General features: G+C 74.4%; 18 protein-coding genes. 9 read left to right on the top strand and 9 right to left on the bottom strand.

The window, feature by feature from the left end; genetic code table 11:
• Positions 1-264: 264 nt before the first annotated feature.
• Entirely contained in the window at positions 265-1,413 is a 1,149-nt protein-coding gene (locus tag BLV02_RS03395; RefSeq protein ID WP_069110495.1) for an ROK family protein, read from the bottom strand.
• Positions 1,414-1,545: 132 nt separating this feature from the next.
• On the opposite strand from BLV02_RS03395, the gene BLV02_RS03390 reads away from it, so the two are divergent.
• Positions 1,546-2,247 (top strand): SDR family oxidoreductase, encoded by a 702-nt coding sequence (locus tag BLV02_RS03390; protein ID WP_069110496.1) that lies wholly within the window; start codon positions 1,546-1,548, stop codon positions 2,245-2,247.
• Positions 2,248-2,262: 15 nt separating this feature from the next.
• On the opposite strand, the gene BLV02_RS03385 is transcribed toward BLV02_RS03390, so the two are convergent.
• Positions 2,263-2,841, bottom strand: a complete 579-nt coding sequence (locus BLV02_RS03385) for a hypothetical protein (RefSeq protein ID WP_069110497.1) — start codon at positions 2,839-2,841, stop codon at positions 2,263-2,265.
• 61 nt (positions 2,842-2,902) lie between these two features.
• Here BLV02_RS03385 and BLV02_RS03380 point away from each other — a divergent pair, with 61 nt between their 5' ends.
• Genes BLV02_RS03380 through pip form a run of 5 tightly spaced genes read left to right on the top strand, consistent with a single transcriptional unit; the run spans position 2,903 to position 9,312 of the window.
• Positions 2,903-4,111: a hypothetical protein gene (locus BLV02_RS03380; RefSeq protein WP_069110498.1), complete on the top strand. Its 1,209-nt coding sequence runs from the start codon at positions 2,903-2,905 to the stop codon at positions 4,109-4,111.
• Positions 4,111-4,644, top strand: coding sequence for a hypothetical protein (locus BLV02_RS03375; RefSeq protein ID WP_069110499.1), 534 nt, complete (start codon positions 4,111-4,113; stop codon positions 4,642-4,644). The genes BLV02_RS03380 and BLV02_RS03375 overlap by 1 nt, the downstream gene beginning before the upstream one ends.
• Positions 4,641-5,342, top strand: coding sequence for a hypothetical protein (locus tag BLV02_RS03370; protein WP_069110734.1), 702 nt, complete (start codon positions 4,641-4,643; stop codon positions 5,340-5,342). Before BLV02_RS03375 ends, BLV02_RS03370 begins: the two co-directional genes overlap by 4 nt.
• Positions 5,339-8,377: a coiled-coil domain-containing protein gene (locus BLV02_RS03365; RefSeq protein WP_074946125.1), complete on the top strand. Its 3,039-nt coding sequence runs from the start codon at positions 5,339-5,341 to the stop codon at positions 8,375-8,377. The genes BLV02_RS03370 and BLV02_RS03365 overlap by 4 nt, the downstream gene beginning before the upstream one ends.
• 2 nt (positions 8,378-8,379) lie before the next feature.
• On the top strand, positions 8,380-9,312 hold the full coding sequence (gene pip / locus BLV02_RS03360; protein WP_216094102.1) for a prolyl aminopeptidase: 933 nt from the start codon (positions 8,380-8,382) through the stop codon (positions 9,310-9,312).
• A 120-nt stretch (positions 9,313-9,432) separates the two neighbouring features.
• Here pip and BLV02_RS37030 read toward each other — a convergent pair whose 3' ends face one another.
• Positions 9,433-10,080, bottom strand: a complete 648-nt coding sequence (locus BLV02_RS37030; protein ID WP_074946123.1) for a hypothetical protein — start codon at positions 10,078-10,080, stop codon at positions 9,433-9,435.
• Positions 10,081-10,122: 42 nt separating this feature from the next.
• Between BLV02_RS37030 and BLV02_RS37025 the strand changes: the two genes are divergently transcribed.
• Complete coding sequence (locus tag BLV02_RS37025) at positions 10,123-10,542, top strand: CoA-binding protein (protein ID WP_069110501.1); 420 nt, start codon at positions 10,123-10,125, stop codon at positions 10,540-10,542.
• On the opposite strand, the gene BLV02_RS03345 is transcribed toward BLV02_RS37025, so the two are convergent.
• Positions 10,539-11,345, bottom strand: a complete 807-nt coding sequence (locus BLV02_RS03345; protein WP_069110502.1) for a TrmB family transcriptional regulator — start codon at positions 11,343-11,345, stop codon at positions 10,539-10,541. The two genes, BLV02_RS37025 and BLV02_RS03345, sit on opposite strands and share 4 nt — an antisense overlap.
• 297 nt (positions 11,346-11,642) lie before the next feature.
• On the opposite strand from BLV02_RS03345, the gene BLV02_RS03340 reads away from it, so the two are divergent.
• The gene (locus BLV02_RS03340; protein WP_069110503.1) at positions 11,643-15,983 is read left to right on the top strand and encodes a S8 family serine peptidase; all 4,341 of its coding nucleotides are present in this window, start codon (positions 11,643-11,645) and stop codon (positions 15,981-15,983) included.
• Positions 15,984-16,095: 112 nt separating this feature from the next.
• Here BLV02_RS03340 and BLV02_RS03335 read toward each other — a convergent pair whose 3' ends face one another.
• From BLV02_RS03335 to BLV02_RS03315, 5 genes are all read right to left on the bottom strand, one after another.
• On the bottom strand, positions 16,096-17,016 hold the full coding sequence (locus BLV02_RS03335) for a serine protein kinase RIO (protein WP_069110736.1): 921 nt from the start codon (positions 17,014-17,016) through the stop codon (positions 16,096-16,098).
• 353 nt (positions 17,017-17,369) lie between these two features.
• Positions 17,370-17,999: a hypothetical protein gene (locus BLV02_RS03330; RefSeq protein ID WP_069110504.1), complete on the bottom strand. Its 630-nt coding sequence runs from the start codon at positions 17,997-17,999 to the stop codon at positions 17,370-17,372.
• Positions 17,999-18,286, bottom strand: a complete 288-nt coding sequence (locus tag BLV02_RS03325) for a hypothetical protein (RefSeq protein ID WP_069110505.1) — start codon at positions 18,284-18,286, stop codon at positions 17,999-18,001. Before BLV02_RS03325 ends, BLV02_RS03330 begins: the two co-directional genes overlap by 1 nt.
• A 155-nt stretch (positions 18,287-18,441) precedes the next feature.
• On the bottom strand, positions 18,442-18,972 hold the full coding sequence (purE, locus tag BLV02_RS03320; RefSeq protein WP_141711491.1) for a 5-(carboxyamino)imidazole ribonucleotide mutase: 531 nt from the start codon (positions 18,970-18,972) through the stop codon (positions 18,442-18,444).
• Positions 18,965-20,077, bottom strand: coding sequence for a 5-(carboxyamino)imidazole ribonucleotide synthase (locus tag BLV02_RS03315; protein WP_069110738.1), 1,113 nt, complete (start codon positions 20,075-20,077; stop codon positions 18,965-18,967). The genes purE and BLV02_RS03315 overlap by 8 nt, the downstream gene beginning before the upstream one ends.
• Before the next feature lie 162 nt (positions 20,078-20,239).
• Between BLV02_RS03315 and BLV02_RS03310 the strand changes: the two genes are divergently transcribed.
• The gene (locus tag BLV02_RS03310) at positions 20,240-20,707 is read left to right on the top strand and encodes a GtrA family protein (RefSeq protein WP_141711511.1); all 468 of its coding nucleotides are present in this window, start codon (positions 20,240-20,242) and stop codon (positions 20,705-20,707) included.
• The last annotated feature ends 4 nt before the right edge of the window (positions 20,708-20,711 follow it).

Raw genomic sequence — 20,711 nt, 5'->3', positions numbered from 1 at the left:
CGGCGGCCGGCTGACAGCGGCCCGGGCGCGGGGGCGGCGGCCTGGGCACGGGGGCTTGGGCGCGGGGGGCCTGGGCGCGGCGGCGGGAGCGCGGGCACGGCGGTGGCGGCTGACGCGCCGGGCCGGTGCGTTCGACCCGAGTACGGTCCCCGCCCGGCCGGGAGGGCCCCCACCCTACGGGCGGGCACCGACAACGTCCGCGCGATCAGCGCGATCAACGGCGGCCAGCGGCGATCAGCGGGACGGGGAACGAGGGCCCGGCCGCTACTCCGTGGAGGCGAAGAGGGTCAGCCGAGCGTGCTCGACGGCGGTGAGGACGGCGCCGCGCAGGACGGGGGCGCCGGGGACCGTGGTCGGGACGACACGCGGGTTGACGGGGGCGATGCGGCGGACGTCGTCGCCGACGAGGTCGCACAGGCGGTCCCCACCCGCCGCCCCCACCTCACCGGCCACGACCACCAGCGCGGGATCGACCACCGTGCACACCGACGCCACACCGAGCGCCAGCCGATGCGAGAACGCCAGCAGGAAACCGTCCGCCGCCGCGCCACCGCCGGCCAGCGCCGCCCGCACCGCCGCGGCCGCGCCGTCGGCGACGATGCCGTACTCGGCCGCCAGTTCGTCCACGGCGCCGGCGCCGACGAGGGCCTGGAACGCGCCGCTCGCCGGGCGTTCGACGCTGGCCGGGGACGGCACGCCGGGCATCGGGAGGTAGCCGATCTCGCCCGCCGCGCCCGTGGCGCCGCGATGCAGGTGGCCGCTGAGCACGACCGCCAGACCCACGCCGCGCCCGATCCACAGCAGCACCATGTCGTCGACGTCGCGGCCGGCGCCCTCGGCGCGTTCGGCGACGGCGGCGAGGTTGACGTCGTTCTCGAACGAGACGGCGCAGCCGAGGTCGGCGGCCAGCAGGTCGCGCATGCCGCGGTGCCAGCCGGGGAGGTCGAACGACAGCTCGATGTCGCCGGTCGACGGGTCGACGACGCCGGGCAGGCCGATGACGACGTCGTCGACGTCGGCGAGGGTGAGCCCGGCGTCGGCCGCCGCGGCGAGCGCCATGTCGTGCACGAGCCGGCGCGAGTCGGCGCCGCCGGCGGCCGTGACCTCGGCCGCGACCGGCGCCGTCACGGAACCGATGACCGCGCCGGTGACGTCGGCGATCGCGGCCTCGGCGACGTCGGGGTTCAGCTCGATGCCGATGGAGTAGGAGCAGCCGGGACGGACGGCGTACAGCTCGGCGTTGGGGCCGCGGCCGGCCGACCGGGTGCCGACGACCTCGACGAGGTTGCGCTCCTGCAGCCGCCCGAGCAGCTGCGACGCCGTGACCTTGGACAGGCCGGTCATGCGGCCGAGGTCGACGCGGGTCAGCGGACCGGCAGCGAGCAGCAACTCGAGCGCGCTGCGGTCGTTCATCGCCCGCAGCAGGCTCGGGGTGCCAGGTCGTTGCGACACGTCTGCTCACTCCATCCGGAAAGAGGGCTTCCGATGAAAAGTATTACCCGATCCGCAAGCCGTCCGCGCGGCGCCACGTCCTAGGGTCGCCCCATGACAGACCCGGTCTTCCTGATCACCGGTGCGTCCCGCGGCATCGGCGCGGCCGTCGCCCGGCGGGCTGCGGCCGCCGGGTACCGCCTCATTCTGACCGGCCGGACGCCCGAACCGCTCGCGGCCCTGGCCGACGAGCTCGGCGGGCCGGCCCGCGCGCTCGCTCACCCGGCCGACGTCACCGACTGGACGGCGCTGACCGGCGTCGTCGCGGCGGCGGAGGAACGTTTCGGCCGGCTGGACGTCGTGCTCGCCAACGCCGGCACGAGCGTCGTCACGTCCTTCCTCGGCGACGGCGGCGCCCCGCCGGAGCAGTGGCGCGACCTCGTCCTGACGAACGTCCACGGCCCGGCGCTGACCGCCCGCGCGACGCTGCCCGCGCTGCGCGCGACGAAGGGGCACCTGCTGCTCACCGGCTCGGCGGCCGGCCGCGGCGTCCGCCCAGGCAACCTGTACGCGGCGACGAAGTGGGCGGTCACCGGGCTGGCCCAGGCCATCCGCGCGGAGTGCGTCGGCACCGGCATCCGCGTGACGCTGCTGCAGCCGGGGCTCGTCGACACCGGCGCCATCCCGCCGCACCGCAGGGACGACCCCAAGCTCGACCCGGACGACGTCGCGGCGGCGGTCCTCTACGCGGTCGGGCAGCCGCCGCACGTCGACGTCAACGAGATCATCGTCCGGCCGGTCGGCCAGCGGAACTGACGCCCGGACGAACGGTCACGACAGCGCGACGTACGCGTCCTCGCCGGCTCCGCGCTGGCCGATGCGCCACACCGCGCCGTCGAGGTCGTCGAGCGGCACCTCGACGCACACGTTGGCCACCTGCTGCGCGGGCGCGGCCAGCCACGCGGTCGTGTTCATCGGGTTGTCGGCCACGCAGGGTTCGGCGTGCCGTTCGCCGGACGCCCCCTGCACCGTGAACTCCAGGCCGCCGAACACGTTCATCGCCTGCCCCTGCTGGTAGGTCGAGACGACGGCGAACTCGGCGACGAGGAAGGTCGAGCCGTCGTCGGGTCCGCCGAGGTCGGGCCGGGCGGGGTCGGCCGGTCCGTCGCGTTGCTCGGCCGGGTCGATCGTGACGTGCCACCGTTCGAACGCGATGGGGACGCCGACCGGCAGTGGCGCCTCGGGCGCGCCGAAGAGCCCGCTCGGCGGCGCCGCGTCGGAGGACGCGGCCGGGTCGTCCGGTGCCGGTGACCCGGCGTCGCCGGAGCCGTCGTCGTCGCCCGAACACCCGGTCAGCAGCACAGCGACGGCGGCCGCCAGGGCGCCGGTCCATCTCGTGGTGATCGACATGCCAGGTCACCCTATCGATCCGGCTGGACAGAGGCCCCGCCCCGAATGGCATGCTGTCCCGATGACCGCCGGACCCGAGCTGACCATCGATCAGCTCGCCGGCGACGCCGCCGTCGAACGGCTCTACCGCCAGGTGTTCGCGGTGCTGGCGCGCGAGTCCGGCGCCATGATCAGCGACCTCGAACTGCTCGACGTCGACGAGGCGATCCTCGACGCGTTCGCCGACGCCGGGCGCGACGGCCTCACCGTCGACCAGGCGGCCGCCGCCTGCCGGCCGATCGACCCGGGCCTGATCCACCGCAGGTTCGAGGTGCTGCGCGAGTACGGCGCCATCAGCAAGGTCGTCGAGCGCCCGAACGAGCGGTTCCACCGGGCCGCGTTCGCGCCGTACGTCATGCTGCTGTTCCTGCGCCGGCTGGCCGAGCAGGGCGGCCAGGCCGAGCTGCACCAGCTGCTGACGCTCGAGCACGTCAGCGTCACCGCTCCCGACGCCGAGCCCGAGACCGGGCAGACCACGATCAGCCGCCTGACCAGGATCTTCCGCCACCTCGGCAACGAGCTGGCCATCCTCGCCGCGGGCAGCACCGCCGAGCAGCTGGGCGACCACGCACAGCTGCTGTGGGGCAACAAGGGCCTGATCAGCCAGGCCGAAGAGGTGCACACCGTCGTCCTGACCCGCTGGCCGCAGCTGGACCGCGAGTGCACGGCGCTGCGGGTGGCGCTGGCCGCCTACGGCGACGCCGTCGAGAAGGCGGCCGGGCGGCTGATCGAGCGGGCCGGCACGACGCGAGCGCTCGGCCTGCTGTCCGTCGAGACATGGCTGAGCTTCGCCCGCACGGCCGACGAGGACGACCTCGCCGGCGTGCTCGACACCTTCGTCTTCGACGCGCCGGCGCCGTGGTTCTCGCCGAACCTGCTCACCGAGGCGGTCGAGACGGGCCGCGGCGCCAACACCGTCCGCCAGCCGCCGCCCCGGCCGGAGGGACCCGGCCAGCCGCCGCCCGACGACATCCGCCCGGCCGACGACGCCGCGAGCCTGCGCGAGACCGCCGAGCGGCTGCTCGGCGACGGCGCCGCGGTGGCGGTCGCCGACGTCCTCGACGGCGCCGGTGACTGGCCGTCCGGGCGCCGGCTGCTCGCCGACCTCACCGCCATCCACCACCACCCCGACCTCGCCTACGAGCTGACGTGGGCCGGCGGGCTGCGCGTCGACCCGGCCGGCAGCCCGTCGTGGGTGTCGGAGGGGACCTTCCGGCGGGCCGAGGGCTGATGAGCGTCGACGACACCGCCCTCTGGTGGGCGCGGCACCGCGCTGCCGGGCCGCAGCGCGTCCCACCGGCCAGCGCCCACCCCACCGGCATGATCCGCCTGGTCGAGCCCGACGCGGGCGCCGTCTGGCTGCTGCCCGAACTGCCCGACAACGCCCGCCCGGACGTGCTCGACGAGCTCGGGCTGCCGGGCGTCGCCGTCGACCAGCCGAACGACACCGCCCGTGTGCTGGCCGCCTGCCTGCGCTGCTGCTGGACCGAGCCCAGCGGACCGGTCTGGCCCGCCGTCCCGGCGCCGTTCGACCACGTCATCGGCGTGTTCCGGGGCATCACCGGCAGCCGCGACGAGCGCGCGCTGCACGCCGCCGCGATGGGCGCGGTGCGCCGGCTGGCCGGCTCCGGCTGGGTGCTGTTCGACGAGGACTCCCGGGTCGTCCGGCTCGGCCCGCGGGTCGCGTCGTGGAGCGCGGCGGAGCTGAGCACGCTGCGCGAGCTGTGGCGCTCGCTGCCCGCGCCCCCGGCGGGCGGCGCATGAGCACGGTCTTCGACAACGCCCTCGCCGAACTGAACGAGCGGCACCGCGACGAGGTGCTGGCCGCGTTCGCCGCGCTGGAGCACGGCCGCGAGCCGGTCCCCGAGGCGCAGCTGCTGGCTCTGCGCGACGCGACCGTCCGCCGCGACCTCCAGCGGCTGCTGTTCCGCCTCGGCCGCACGCTGGTCCGGGTCGGCAGTACGCACTGGACCTCCGGCTTCCGCGACGACGTCACCGAGCGGCTGGCCGCCGAGGGCGCCACCGCGCAGTCGCGCACCGACCGCGCGGTGCTGGTGCTGGTGCTCGTGCACTCGGTCGCGATCCCGCGCAGCCAGGGGCTGGTCAGCGGCGACTCGTGGACGTCGGCGCACCCGACGTCGGTCGACGAGCTGACCCGCTACACCCAGCTGCCGCGCGGCGAGATCCGGCCGGCGCTGCAGCGGCTGCGGGCCGCCGGGCTGGTGCAGATCGCCCCGCCGCGCGGCCGGTCCGCCGTCGTCGACGGGCCCGCCTACCTGCCCGGACCCGCGCTGCACCGGCTCACCAAGGCCGCCCGCGAGCGGCTCGAGCACGAGCTGATCCTGGCCGCCGCGCCGGAGAGCCCGCTCGCGGCGGCCATCCGGGCCCGCCGCCCGGCAACGACCCCGGCCCCCGCCGTCCCGGCCGAGGAGAGCACGACCGAGAGGAACGAGGACACGTGAGCGCTGCCGCACCGGGCGCCTTCGACATCGTCGGCGAGCGGGTGCTCGTCGGCGTCCAGGTCGTCGACATCTCCCGGCTGTCCACGCACCCGGTCCCGATGATCGGGCAGGGGCTGGTCACCGTCGCCGGGCAGGGGCCGAAGGACTCCAACGGCGCCGGGAAATCGTCGTTCATCGCCGCGCTGAGCCTGCTGCACGCCGACGAGCAGTGGAAGCTGGCCAGCGGCGCCGCCGGTGCGGCCGAGCTGCTGTTCACCGCCGAGCTGGCCGCGCAGGAGGGCCGCTGGTCCAACGTCGACCGCGGCTACGTCATCGGCGTCTTCGGCACGCCCGGCGGCGCGCCGCAGGACGACGCCGTCACCGTCTGGCTGCGCATCAACCGCAAGGCGCCCTACCTCGACCTGCGCTGGACCAGCGGGCTGCACGTTCCGTACGGCGCGACGGAGTCCGAGCGGGCCGCGCGGGTCGACGAGTTGTGGGCGCAGCTGCCGCGCAGCAACGGCCGCACCGACTTCCACGCCGGCCAGCTGTCGCGGGTGCTGTTCGGGCAGAACGCGCGCTGCGTGTCGTTCCTGTCGACGTCGGTGCGCTCCAGCCAGGCGGCGAACCTGCTGGCCCAACCGCTGAACGACCTTCCGCCGCACCGCATCTTCGACGCCATCGCGACGCTCACCGGGCTCGACCGCGAGCTGGAGCACGAGCAGGTGCTGCGCTCGGCCGAGCACCGGCACCGCAGCGAGGTCGAGGAGACCGAGCGGCAGATCGCCGACTGGGAGAGCGAGGTCGCCGTCATCGAGGCCGGCATCGCCCGCCGGCTCGCGGCCCGCGAACTGCTCGGCGACGCGCGGACGGCGTGGCGGTCGCGGTGCGCGCGGCACCTGCTCGACGGCGTCGAGCGGGCCGCCGAGCTGCGGCAGGCGCTGGCCGAGCTGGACGACACCGAGGCGGCGCTGCGCCAGGAGCTGGACGCCGTCGAGGACCGGCTGGCCGCGCTGACCGACGACGACGAGTCCGCGCGCCGGTTCGAGGCGGCGCAGCGCAAGCGCAACGAGCTGATCGCCCGCGACCGTGAGCTGGAGGCGGCGCAACTGGCCGCCACCCAGCATCTGGACCGCCTGACCACGACGCAACGGTCACTCCTCGACGACGCCCGCGCCGCCGACGGCCGCACGCCCGAGACCGCCGCTGCGGAGGTGGCCGAGGCACGGACCGCGCTCGAGGAGGCCATCGCCGCGCACGCCGTCGCCCGGGCGGCGGCGAACACGGCGGCGCGGCGGGTCACGGCCGCCGAGTCCGGCGACGACGTCGCCGCCGAGCAGGTCGAACGGCTCCGGACGGCCGGCCTCGACGCGGCCGCGCTGGTCGACGTCGTCGCCGTCGACCCCGCCGAGCGGGACGTGTGGGAGCCGCGGCTGTCGCCGTACCGCGAGGCCGTCGTGGTCGGCCGGAAGGACGCGACGAAGGCGGCGAAGGCGCTGGCCGGGCTGCCCGGCTCGCTGCTGGTGCTGGCCGACGGCGAGCGCGACCTCACCAGGTTCCTCGACGCCGTCGCGGAGCGGGCCGGCAAGGGCGCCGTCGTCGACGAGGCTGCCGGCGTGCTGGCCATCGGCGGGTTCGCCGAGCCGATCACCGGCCAGCCGGCCCGCGTCGCCGCCGCTCGGGAGGCGCACCGCGAGCTGACCGAGGCGCTCGACGCCGCTGCCGCCGTCGTCGAGCAGGCCCGCGCCACGCTGGCCCGAGCCGAGACGCGCGCGAAGGCCGCCGACGCCGCCGAGCGGGCCGAGGCGCTGCAGGACGAGATCGGTGAGCTGCGCGGGGCCAACGCCGAGCGCCAGGAGCACCGCGACGCCCTCGCCCCCGAGCTGACCTCCGCCGAGGCCGCCTACGCCCACGAACTGGGCGTGCACAACTCGCGCGAAGAGCGCATCACCAGCCTGCGCGACACCCGCAAGCGGCTCGCCGTCACGGCCAAGGAGAGGGAGGCCGAGCGGTACGCGCTGACCGCGGAGCGCGACGGCCTCGCCCTGCTCGACCGCGAGAAGGCCTGGGGCGACTCCCCCGACGCCGCCCGCCGGCACCTCGTCGAGCTGCCGTCCGAGCTGCAGTCGCGCACCACCGCCGCGTGGGACGACGACGCCACCCGCCTGACCGACGAGGTCGCCGTCCGCTGCTTCCCGCCCGGCACCCCGCCGGAGGAGCTGACCGCGGAGCTGCGCGAGCTGCTCATCACGCCGAACTGGTCCGGCGCGGCGCTGGAGACGCGGGTGTCGCTGGTGGCAGCGCTGCTGCGGGCGCTCGACGGTCACCTGCGCGACCACGAGGACCACGACCGGCACCAGCTCAAGCAGATCGCCGAGCAGCGGGCCCGGCGCACCGCCGACCTCGAGGCCGCACGCCTCGGCTACAGCGAGGCCGAGCAGACCGTCCGCGCCCACCGCACGTCGCTGGCGGCCGGCATCAAGACGATGCTGAAGAAGGTCGCGTCCGAGTTCGACCGCCTCGACCAGGAGTACGGCGGCTACGGCGCCGGCCTCGACTACCCCGAGCCGGAGCCGCCGTCCGAGCCGGACAAGCCGTGGCGGTGGACGGTCAGCCCGAAGTGGCGGCGCGCCGAGGGCCAGCGGATGTCCGCGTACACGCTGCGCAGCAACACCGCCCAGATGGACGAGAAGGCCGTCAAGCTGGTCTGCGCCGCCGCCCTGGCCCGCGGTGGTGACCGGCCGCTGCTGCTGATCCTCGACGAGCTCGGCCGCAACCTCGGCAAGCAGCACCGCCGCGAGGCCGTCGCGCTGTTCGAGCGCATCGGCAACGACCACAACATCACCGTCGTCGGCGCCCTGCAGGACGACATGGAGCGCTACGCCATCGAGGCGTCCGGGCTCTACGTCAAGCTGCGGCGCCGCTCCGACACCATGGCCTACAACGAGGAGCCGGTCATCGTCGGCAACGACGCCAACACCAGCCGGGTCGAGCTGCTGCGCTCGTGGATGTCGTCCTACCGCCCCGGCACCCTCGACGTCGACGGCGCCGCCTGACCGTGGAGCCGTACGCGCGCGGGCTGCTCGACGTCGGCGACGGACACCGCGTCTACTGGGAGGAGTGCGGCAACCCCGCCGGCCGGCCCGCCGTCGTGCTGCACGGCGGCCCGGGCACCGGCTGCACGGAGGCGCACCGCGACCTGTTCGACCCGGAGCTCTACCGCATCGTGCTGCTCGACCAGCGCGGCTGCGGCCGCAGCACGCCGCGCGTCCTCGACCACCGCGCCGACCTGTCCGCCAACCACACGGCGGCGCTGGTCGGCGACCTCGAACGGCTGCGCGTCGACCGCGGCGTCGACCGGTGGCTGGTGCTCGGCGGGTCGTGGGGCAGCACGCTGGGCCTGACGTACGCGCAGGCGCACCCGGACCGCGTCACGGCGATGGTGCTGACCAGCGTCGCGCTGCTGCGCCCGGCCGAGGCCGACTGGCTCTACGGCGGCGGCGCCGGGCGGTTCTTCCCCGAGGCGTGGGCCACGTTCAGCGCGCCGGCGGCCGGCGGCGACGCCGCCGCGGTGTTCGCGGCGTACCACCGGCTGCTGCACCACCCCGACGCCGCCATCCGCGACACCGCGGTGGCGGCCTGGTGCGCCTGGGAGGCGGCCACCCTGAGCCTGCACCCGGACCAGCACGCGGCCGCGGCCTTCGCCGACCCGCGGTTCGCGGCGACGCTGGTCCGGCTGGCCCTGCACTACTTCCGCCACGACGGCTGGCTCGAGGACGACCAGCTGCTGCGCGACGCCGGCCGGCTGCGGGGCATCCCCGGCGTGCTGGTGGCCGGCCGCGGCGACATGCAGACACCGGTCCGCACGGCGTGGGAGCTGGCCCAGGCCTGGCCCGACGCCCGCCTCGTCGTCGTCGACGGCGGCCACGCCTCCACCTCGGGCTCCGTCGCCGCCGCCCTCCGCGCCGCCACCACCACCCTCGCCGGCTGAGCGGGCGGCACCCAGCCGAGCGGATGGTGGGGGACGCCGGCAGGGGTAGGCTGCGGGCGTCCGAGCGAGGTACGAGCGAGGCGGGCGGGGCCGGCGTCCCCCAACACCCGCGACCGGCGATCAGCGGCGGAAGAACGCGTCCGGGTTCGAGCCGTCCTCCTTCATCAGCGCCGCGGCCTCGGCGGCGACGTCGACGCCGTCGACCTCGAGGTCCTCGACGACGAGGTCGGCGTACTCCTGGTCGTCCTCGTCGACGGGGAGGTCCAGTTCCCGGCGCACCCGGAACCGGCCGGCGAGCAGCGCCGGCGCCGCACCGGCCGGGTCGCCGCCGCGCTCCGCCGCCGCCAGGCCCATGGTGAACCAGCGATGCGCTTCGACGAGGTGCCCGGCCTCCTCGTAGCTCTCGCCCAGGAACGACAGCACGAAGGTGTCACCGCGACGGGACCGGCGCACCTCGGCCGCGACGGCGTCGGCATCGCCGGTGCGGCCGGCGGCCAGCAGCGCGCCGACGAGATAGCAGCGGGTGTCGGGCGCGACGTCGTGGCCGGCCTCGACCGCACGGCGGGCCGCGTCGACGGCCTGCTCGGGCTCACCCGCTCGGACCCAGGCCTCGCTCGCCTCGACCAGCAGCGTGGCGGCGTCCTCGACGTCATCGCGCTGCGGATCGCCGGCCCAGTCCTCGAACTGCCGAGCCAGCGCCGCCGGGCGATCGCGCAGTGCCGCCTCGGCACGGTCGAGCATGCGGTCCGTCAACGGCGGTCGGTTCATGCCACGGACCCTACGCCGAACGGGTGGACATACGCTCGAAGAGTGACCCCCCACGTGAACGACCCCGACACCGTCCAGCGCCTGCTGACGACCCCCGCCACCTGGGCGGTCGTCGGGTTGTCGCAGAACCGCGAGCGGGCCGCGTACGGAGTGGCGCGGTTCCTGCGCGACCGCCTCGGCATGACCATCGTGCCGGTGAACCCGCGCGGCGAGGACACCCTCGACGCACCCGGGTACAAGACGCTGGCCGACGTGCCGGCGCCGGTCGAGGTCGTCGACTGCTTCGTGAACAGCCGGCGGGTGGGTGAGGTGGTCGACGACGCCATCGCCGAGAAGGAGCGGCTCGGCATCAGGGCCGTGTGGCTGCAGTTGGGCGTCGTCGACGAGGACGCGGCCGAGCGGGCGAAGGCGGCCGGGCTCGAGGTCGTCATGGACACCTGCCCCGCCATCGAGGCGCGCTAGTACGAGCGGGCCGCCGCGACGTCGTCCAGCGTGCGGGCCGTCGACCACAGGCTCTCGAACGCGATCTTCAACGTGGCCGCCAGCGCCTCGTGCTGCACGACGAGCGTCGTCACCGAGCCGTCGCCCTCGGCGGAGTCGGGCATGTTGAACGCCACCGAGCGGCCGTCGACGATGGTCAGCTTGAGCGGCAGCTCGGTGGTGAGCCTGATCTGCTCGCCCAGCGCCGCCCACGTGCGCACCCGCTCGGTCATGACGGGGTCGGCCAGGATGGACGTCTCGTAGATGGAGCGCTGGACGATGCCGGCCGGCACCGCGTCGGTCGACGGCGTCGACGCGCCGAGGTAGGGCGGGTGCACGAACGTCAGCACCTCGTGCCGGGCGTCGGCCCACAGCTGCTGCACCCGCTCGACGGCGTGCTCGCGGTCGCGCAGCACCTCGACGTAGTCGAACGGGTGGCCGTGGTCCTGGCCGCGCTGGAACAGCGACCGCAGCCGCCCGGCGACGTCCGTCGAGGCCTGCGCGAGGCGGTCCAGCTCGCGTCGCCGCACCGCCAGCAGCAGGTCGGTGACGTGGTCGGGCGGCTGCGCGCGGTAGCGGACCGCCTGGCCGGGGACCTGCTGCACCAGCCCGCGCTCGGCCAGCGTGGCCAGGACGTCGTAGGCGCGCTGCCGCGGGACGGACGCCAGGCGCGCGACCTCGGCCGGGGTGGCGTCGCGCCGGCCGGCCAGCGCGACGTAGGCCCGCGCCTCGTAGCTCGTCAGCCCGAGGTCGACCAGGCCGGCGACGGTCGCGGACGTGTTCATGCGCCTCACCCTAACTGTCACCATTGACAGTGGTGACAGAGTTCGTCTAGTTTCACCGGTTACCGGACACCTTGTGACACTGTGCGTCTCCGCACGTCATCCGTCCGGGAAACGCACGCTCCGTAGGAGGCCGGTGATGCCGACGCCAACGCGTTGTCACCGGTACCGCATCTCCTCCGTCCCGTCAGCACGTACGCGCGTACCGCAGACCCGCCGCCGTCACACCCCGGACCGGCCGGCGGGTTCGTCGTTGAAGGAGCCCGCATGTTGCGTCGCAGCTTGACCCTTCCGACGGTGATGGCTCTCGCCCTGGGACTCACCCAGGCCGCCGGAGCCGCCCCCGCGGAACCCCCGTCGCCCGACCAGCTGGAGGCGGTGACCGACGTCTCCGTGCAGCAGCAGGAGAAGGGGGTCGCCCTCCGGCTCGGCACCGCCGCCGCGCCCGAGCTGTACATCGTGCAGCTCGACCAGCCGGCCGTCCCCGCCCAGGAGGGCGGCGACATCGGCAGCCGGGCCGCCCAGGCCTACGCCGGGCACCTGGAGGAGGCGCAGGCCGAGCTCGTCACCCGCATCGACGACGAGATCGGCCGCGCGCCCGAGGTCGCTTTCACCTACACCTACGCGCTCAACGGCATCGCGGTCGAGCTGACGAAGGACGAGGCGCTGGCGGTCGCGGAGCTGCCCGGCGTCACGTCGGTCACCGTCGACGTCGAGCGGGAGCTGCACACCGACGTCGGCCCGGAGTGGATCGGCGCGCCGGCGCTCTGGGACGGCTCGGGCACCCCGGCCGCCGACGACACCGGCACGAAGGGCGAGGGCGTCGTCGTCGGCGTCATCGACACCGGCATCAACCCGGCCAACCCGTCGTTCGCCGACGTCGTGCCGGTCGCCGAGGGCGGCGACGGCTACGACCACACGAACCCGCTCGGCGCCGGCACGTACGTCGGCGTCTGCGACCCGGCGAACCCGGCGCACATCCCGGACTGGGGCTGCAACGACAAGCTGATCGGCGCCTGGGACTTCACCAGCGTCGACGGCACCAACCCGTACGACAACGACGGCCACGGCAGCCACACCGCCAGCACGTCGGCCGGCAACCAGGTCACGGCCACCACGTTCAGCGCGGAGGGCACCGAGCACGAGTTCAGCGCCACCCGCACCATCAAGGGCGTGGCGCCGCACGCGAACGTCATCGCCTACGACGCCTGCAACGCCACCGGCTGCCCCGGATCGGCGACGCTGGCCAGCATCAACCAGGCCATCGCCGACGGCGTCGACGTCATCAACTACTCCATCGGCAGCCCGTCGGCCTCGCCGGATCCGTGGAGCGACACCGACTCCGTCGCGTTCCTCAACGCCCGCGCCGCCGGCGTCTACGTCGCCAGCTCGGCCGGCAACGAGGGCCCGGGCGCGGCCACCACCGGCTCCCCCGGCGACGTGCCGTGGCTGACCGCCGTCGGCGCCGTGCAGCACAACCGGCAGTGGCAGGCCGAGGTGCAGAACCTCACCGCCGACGGTGGCGCGACCCTGCCGGCGATCCGCGGCCAGGCGTTCAGCGCCGCCACCAGCGGCACGTTCGCGCTGGTCGACGCCGCGGACCTGGACAACCCGCTGTGCCTGGCCGGCGACTTCCCGGCCGGCACCGACTTCACCGGCCAGATCGTCATCTGCGACCGCGGCGAGAACGGCCGGGTCGAGAAGGGCCAGATCATCGGCGCGCTCGGCGCCGAGGGCTTCATCCTCGCCAACGACGAGGCCAGCGGCACGTCGCTCAACGCCGACCCGCACGCGATCCCGGCGGTGCACGTCACCTACGCCGACGGCGTCGCGCTGAAGGCGTGGATGGCGTCGGTCACCGGCGAGAAGGCGTCGCTGTCCGGCGGCCTCGAGGTCATCTCGGACGACCTCGGCGACATCATGGCGTCGTTCTCCAGCCGCGGCCCGAACCGCGCCGTCGAGCTGATCTCGCCGGCCGTCAGCGCCCCCGGCGTCGACGTGCTGGCCGCCAACGGCGTCGGCAACGACGTGTCGTGGGGCTTCATCTCCGGCACGTCGATGGCCAGCCCGCACGTCGCCGGCTCGTACGCGCTGCTCAAGGCGCTGCACGGGGACGACTGGTCGCCGGCCGAGGCGCAGTCCGCACTGATGTCGACGTCCGTCACCGAGGTCACCGACAACGACGGCACCCCCGCCGACTGGTTCGACATGGGCTCCGGCCGGGTCGACCTCAACGTCGCCGCGATGGCCGGCCTGGTCCTCGACGTCACGCCCGCCGAGTACGCCGCGGCCGACCCGGCCGAGGGCGGCGACGTCAAGGCGCTCAACACCGCCAGCATGACCGACCGGCAGTGCCTGCAGACCTGCACGTGGACCCGCACCGTCACCGGCACCTCCACCGGCGCCGGCACCTGGACCGTCAGCACCGACGGGATCACCGACGGCATCGCGGTGACGGTCGAGCCGTCGACGTTCACCATCGCCGAGGGCCAGGACATCGAGTTGACGATCACGGCGGACGTCACCGGCGCGCCGACCGACGCCTACCAGTTCGCCACGGTCGTCCTGACGCCGGCGGAGGGCTCGGCCGCGCCGGTCGCGCACCTGCCGGTCGCCGCGCTGCCGTCGAACGGCGTCCTCCCCGAGGGCATCGACATCGACACCCGCCGCGACGCCGGCTCGCAGGAGTCCGCGCCGATCGAGTCGATCGAGATCGAGGACTTCACCGCGACGGTCGGCGGGCTGGTCCCGGTCGAGGAGCAGCAGCTGTCGATCGTCGAGGACAGCACCAACACCGACCCGTACGACGGCAACGGCACGCAGACGATCCTGGTGGACGTGCCGGCGGACACCGCGCGGCTGGTCGCCCAGCTGTCCGACTCCACCGCGCCGGACCTCGACCTGTTCGTCGGCACCGGCGACACCCCGAGCGCGGCCACCATGGTGTGCACCAGCGCGACGGCCACCGCCGCCGAGTCCTGCGACGTCGGCAGCCCGGAGGCGGGCACGTGGTGGATCCTGGTGCAGAACTGGGACGCGTCGACGCCGGGCGGCACCGACACCGTCACGCTCGGCACCGCCGTCGTCACCGCCGGCGAGGGCAACCTGACGGTCGAGGGCCCGGCGTCGCAGCCGCAGGGCGAGCCGTTCACCATCCGCGCCTTCTACGACGAGGACGACCTCGACGCGGGCGAGACCTGGTTCGGCGCGGTCGCGCTGGGCTCGTCGCCGGACTCGCCGGGCGACATCGGCGTCATCCCGGTCACCGTCACCCGGCACGCCGACGACGTCACCAAGACGGCGTCCGTCGACACCGCCGCGCCGGGCGACACCGTCAGGTACACGCTGACGGTCGCGCCGAACGTCACGCCGGAGGACCTCGCCTACACCATCACCGACGCCCTGCCCGAGGGCACGACGTACGTCGAGGGGTCGGCGACCGAGGGCGCCACCGTCGAGGACGGCGTGCTGACCTGGTCGGGGACGCTGCCGACCGCGGTCGGCGCCGAGGGGTCGTACACGATCACCACCAGCGCCACCGACCCCCAGTGCGTCAACCCCTTCTCCGGTGACGCGTCGTACACCGACCTGCAGGAGTTCGGCATCCTGACGCAGGCGGGTCTCGAGGGCGACGGCATCATCATCAACGCACTCGGCTCCCGGACGTTCGGCTTCTACGACCGTCCGTACGCCGGCGTCGGGATGTCGGACGACGGGTTCCTGATCTACGACTTCCCGAACAACGGCGGCGGGCAGCCGGGCACCCCGCAGACCCTGCCGTCGGCGGACCGGCCGAACAACGTGGCCGCGATGCTCTGGCAGGACATGGAGATCGTGTACGACCAGGCCGCCAACTCCGGCGTCTCGGTCGCGACGGCCGGCGCCGACCTCGCCGTCGTCGAGTACGACGATCTGCGGCTGGCCGGCGACCCGACCGGGGCGCAGGGCACCTACGACATGGAGGCGTTCCTCTTAACCGGCAGCAACGACCTGGTGTTCGCCTACGACAACGTCACCGGGCCGCTGGCCGGGCCGATCACCATCGGCACCGAGAACGCCGCCGGCACGTCGGCGACGGCGCTGGTCAACGCGGGCAGCGCGGCCGGCGTCATCACGAACGGCACCGTCGTCTGCGCCTCCTACGCCGGGCCGGACCTCGACCCGGTCGTCATCACCTACGACGTCACGGTCGACGGCGACGTCGCGGACGGCACGGTGCTGACGAACTCGGCGGTGCACGTCACCGACAACCCGGGCGCGCAGGAGGTCACCGTCTCCGACAGCGTGACGGTGTCGCTGCCGGTCGTCACGGTCGCGGCGACGGCCGACGCGGTCGAGCCGGCGACGGACGGCGCGTTCACCTTCACCCGTCCGGCCGGGTCGGTGTCGGGTGAGCTGACCGTGTCGTACTCGGTCGCGAACAACCGGTACACCAGGCCGGGCCGCGACTACGAGCCGCTCGACGGCACCGTCACCTTCGCACCCGGCGAGACCACCGTGGTCGAGACCGTCGGGGTGATCAACCGGCGCGGGCCGAGCCCGCGCGACCGTTCCGTGACCGTCACGATCGAGGACGGCGCCGGCTACGCGGCCGGCGACCCGGCCTCGGCCACCGTCGGCATCGTCAGCGACGGCCGCTGACGGGTCCGATCTGAGCAGTACCGGCGCGGCGGGCTCCAGCGGGGCCCGCCGCGCCGCTTTGCAATGAGCACCTATGAGCACCGGTGCGCATCGGTGCTCATTGCAAAGCGGGTCACGCGAGCCGGGCGTCCCTCGCCAGCGCCTCGCTGAGCGCGTCGACGTGCCCGGGGTCGAGGCCGCGGGCGGTGAACCAGCCGCCGACGTTGCGGACGTCGCGGTCGAGGAACTCGCGGCCGCGCGGGTTGCCGACGACGTCCACGATCTGCGGCACGTCGATGACCACCAGCCGGCCGTCGTGCACCAGCAGGTTGTACGCGGACAGGTCGCCGTGCGCGTAGCCGGCCAGCGCCAGCAGCGACAGGTTGTGCGCCAGCTGGTCCCAGAGGTCGCGCAGTTCGTCGGGGTCGGGCCGCAGCTGGGCCAGCCGCGGGGCCGCGCTCCCGCCGTCGTCGCCGATGAACTGCATCAGCAGCTCGGTACCGACGATCTGCACCGGGTACGGGACGGCGACGCCGGCCGCCCACAGCGCCGTGAGCGCCGCGAACTCGGCGTGCGCCCACTGCCCGGCGACGGCCTCGCGGCCGAACGCGCTGCCCTTGGCCATGGCGCGGTTGACGCGGGACTCGCGGTCGCGGCGGCCCTCGCGGTAGCCGTCGTCGCGGTGGAACATGCGGTGCTTCGGGTCGCGGTAGCGCTTGGCCGCCATCACCGTGGCTCGTCGCGTGCCGGGGACCGAGCGCTCCACCAGGAAGACGTCGGCCTCCTTGCCGGTCTTCAGGATGCCCAGCTCGGTGTCGACGGCGCCGAGCTCGGTGACGACCCAGTCCGGGTACGGCCGCGGGCCGCGCTGGCCCGCCGTGGAGTCGTCCCACGTGGTCCACCGGTCCCCGTACGGCGGGTCGTCGGTGACCGCCTCTTCGCCGGGCGGGGTGAGCCCGTACTTCGCGGCGTAGTCGGCGAAGGTGGTGTCGAGGCTGCGGCCGGCGGTCTCGGCGCGGTCCTCACGGGTGCGGGCGCGGCCGCGGGAGCGCATGGGCTGGAACTGATCGTCGTTCGGCACTGCGGTGGTCTCCTGACGAGGAGGTCCCCACCGCGTTCGTTCGGGTCAGGCGGTGGGAACGGCGAAGTGAGGGCCATCTGGCGCGCAGGCGACAGCGCGCCGCCTCGAGTGGGCAGCCATCGGACACGCCTCCCTTCGCCTCGCCGGGTCGCAGCCGACCCGGACATCAGTGCTCCCAGCCAACCCGGTCGGTGCCCGTCGGCGCAACCGAATTTCCGCGCGGCCCCCACACCCCGCAATCCGGCGGACGCCTCGCGAACCGGCGCTTGGTGCCCCGTCCGGGCCGGTAAGCGCCGGTTTCCGGAACGTCCGCCGGTTTCCGGGCGTCACCGGTCCCAACCGGCCGGCAGCACGATGCCCGACCGCCCTGGCGACGGCCAGTCGGCGGGCTCGGGTTCCACCGCGCCGACGCCCGGCATGTGCTTCCACCAGCGAACCGGCCGCTCGTGCCCCGTGTTGTCGCGGAGCAGGGCGGTGAACCGCCCCGCCAACTCGGCCCGATTCCGCCAGGCGTGGTCCCACCCGAACCGGACGACGTCGAGGCCGAGGCGCCGCAGACGCCACTCCCGCTCACCCTGCCGCGCGACGATCCGGGACGCGTCCGGGCGGTTGTCGTACTTCAGCGCGCCGTCGGCCTCGAACACCGCCCGGTGATAGGGCCACAGCCCGTCGACCCGGTACTCGGGCCCGTCGGCGCCGACCCACGCGTTGCACACCGGCAGCGGCAGGTCGAACTGCAGACACGCGAACCGCCCGAGCGTCTCCAGCGGCGACTCGGCCATCGGGTCGGCGTACTCGGCCACCCATCTCGCCCGGCTGACCCCTGGCCAACCGGTCATCGCCGAGGCCACGGAACGCAGGTCGTGGCCGGCCGCCACCGCCGCGTCCGCGGCGACGAGTGCGGGCGCGATCGGCCCGGATCGGGCGGCATCGGCGACGGCCCAGCCGGGGGACATCAGGCCAAGACCTGGGCTCGTCGTACCTGGTCAGGCGGTACCGAGACGACCCTGATGTCGCCGTACACGCCCTGCTGGACCTTGTGGCCGGTGCCATCCGGCCGGATCGCGCTGACCCGCGACGGTGCCGGGCCGACCGTCGGCAGTTGCCAGGTCGCGACCGCCGACCAGCCGGTGAGGCAGGTCGAACCACCGCTGTAGAGCGCGAACGCGCGGGACACGAGCCGATGTGCCGCCCATGGCGACGCGGCGGCGACGACGGCCGCCGACGCGTAGCAGCCGGGCATGAGCCGAACCAGCAGACCGGCGGCGACGAGCCGGCGCAGCCTGCTCTCACCGACACCGGCACGAGCCGGTGGTAGGCCCGAACCACGATCTGTGGACGACGAGACCACAGTCCCCGGCCCTGTGGACGACCGGCTGTCCCCGCTGCCAGCTGCCGTCAGCTGGACGAGAGCCGGGCGCGCAGGGCCGCGCCCTTCGCGGTCGCCGAGGCTTCGAGGGACGAGCGGAAGTCGTCCAGGCGGGCGCGCAGGGCGTCGTCCGACGCGCCCAGGATGCGGGCGGCCAGCAGGCCGGCGTTGCGGGCGCCGCCCACCGAGACCGTCGCCACCGGCACGCCGGCCGGCATCTGGACGATCGACAGCAGGGAGTCCATGCCGTCCAGGTACTTCAGCGGCACCGGCACCCCGACGACGGGCAGTGACGTCACCGACGCGAGCATGCCGGGCAGGTGAGCGGCACCGCCGGCGCCGGCGATCAGCACCCGCAGGCCCCGTCCGGCCGCGTCCGCGCCGTAGGCCAGCATCGCCTGCGGCATGCGGTGCGCCGACACCACGCCGACCTCGTGCGGCACGGCCAGCTCGTCCAGCACCTCGGCGGCGGCGGACATCACCGGCCAGTCCGAGTCGGAGCCCATGACGATGCCGACCAGCGGCGCGCCGGACCCTCGTGCCGTCACCAGGTCACTCATCGATGTCCCCTCGGATGTAGTCGGCGGCGTGCCAGGCCCGTTCCCGCAGCGATTCGAGGTCGGCGCCGTACGCCGTCACGTGGCCGACCTTCCGGCCCGGCCGCACGCCCTTGCCGTACCAGTGCACCTTCAGTTCCGGGTCGCGCGCCATGATGTGGCGGTAGGTCGAGTACACCTCGGGGAGGTCGCCGCCGAGCAGGTTGACCATGACGGCGTACGGCGCCCGCGCGACCGGCGAGCCGAGCGGGAGGTCCAGGACGGCGCGCAGGTGGTTCTCGAACTGGCTGGTCACGGCGCCGTCGATGGACCAGTGCCCGGAGTTGTGCGGCCGCATCGCCAACTCGTTGACCAGCAGCCGGCCGTCCGTCGTCTCGAACAGCTCGACCGCCAGCACCCCCACGACGTCCAGGGCGGCGGCCACCGTCAGCGCCAGCCCCTGCGCCTCGCTCGCGAGGTCGGGCGACAGCCCCGGCGCCGGCGCGACCACCTCGACGCAGATGCCGTCGCGCTGCACCGACTCGACGACGGGGTACGCGACGGCCTGGCCGTGCGGCGAGCGGGCGACGACGGCGGACAACTCGCGCCGGAAGTCGACGCGTTCCTCGGCCAGCACCGGGACGCCGGCCTTGAACGGCTCCTCGACGACCTCGGCGGGGGTGTCGGCCGAGACCAGCCAGACGCCCTTGCCGTCGTACCCGCCGCGCGTCGTCTTCAGCACGACGTCGGTGCCGAAGGCCGCCACCTCGTCCGGGCCGGCCACGATCGACCAGCGCGGGCACGGCACGCCCAGCGCCGTCAGCCGCGACCGCATGACGCCCTTGTCCTGGGCGTGCAGCAGCGCCGCCGACCCGGGCCGCACCAGCACGCCGTCGGCCTCCAGCGCCTCCAGCCACGCGGGCGGCACGTGCTCGTGGTCGAACGTCAGGACGTCGCATCCGGCGGCGAACGCGCGGAGGTCGGCCAGCGCCTTCTCGTCGCCGATGACGGGGTCGTTCACCACCTGCGCCGCCGACTCGTCCGGCGCCGCTGCCAGCACCTTCAGGCGTACGCCCAGGGCCACCGCCGCCGGCTGGGTCATCCGGGCCAGTTGTCCCCCGCCGACCATGCCCACCACGGGCCACGTCGCATCATCACCCACGGGCCACGAGCGTACGGCACCGATCCGTCCGATCCGGGCGATGTTGTGCCTTACGCGTTTTGCCTTACTCTGGGCAGCGTGCTCGATACCGTGCCGCCGAAGCGCCGCGCCCCGCGATTGCCGGGCGCGGTGTCGCGACTGTGGTACGGCCTTCACCACCTCGTCCGCGAAGCGGCCAAGTTCGCCACCGTCGGCGGCATCGGCTTCCTCGTCGACCTCGCGATCTTCAACGCGCTGCTCTTCTGGGGCGACGACGGCATCGGCCCGCTGCACGACTCCCCGCTCTGGGCCAAGACCATCGCCGTCGTCGGCGCCACGTCCGTCACGTACACCGGCAACCGGCTGTGGACGTTCCGGCACCGCGCCCGCACCGGGCTGGCCCGCGAGTACACCCTGTTCTTCGTGCTCAACGGCATCGGGCTGGGCATCGCGCTGGCCTGCCTCGGCTTCTCGCGGTACGTGCTGGGGCTGTCCGGCCCGCTGGCCGACAACATCGCCGCCAACGTGGTCGGGCTGCTGCTCGGCACGCTGTTCCGGTTCTGGTCGTACCGCACCTGGGTGTTCCCGGCGCACCGGGTGCAGGAGCAGACGACGTAGCAGG

Source organism: Jiangella alba, from assembly GCF_900106035.1.
Classification (GTDB): domain Bacteria; phylum Actinomycetota; class Actinomycetes; order Jiangellales; family Jiangellaceae; genus Jiangella; species Jiangella alba.
This window is presented reverse-complemented; position numbering and strand designations above follow the sequence as displayed.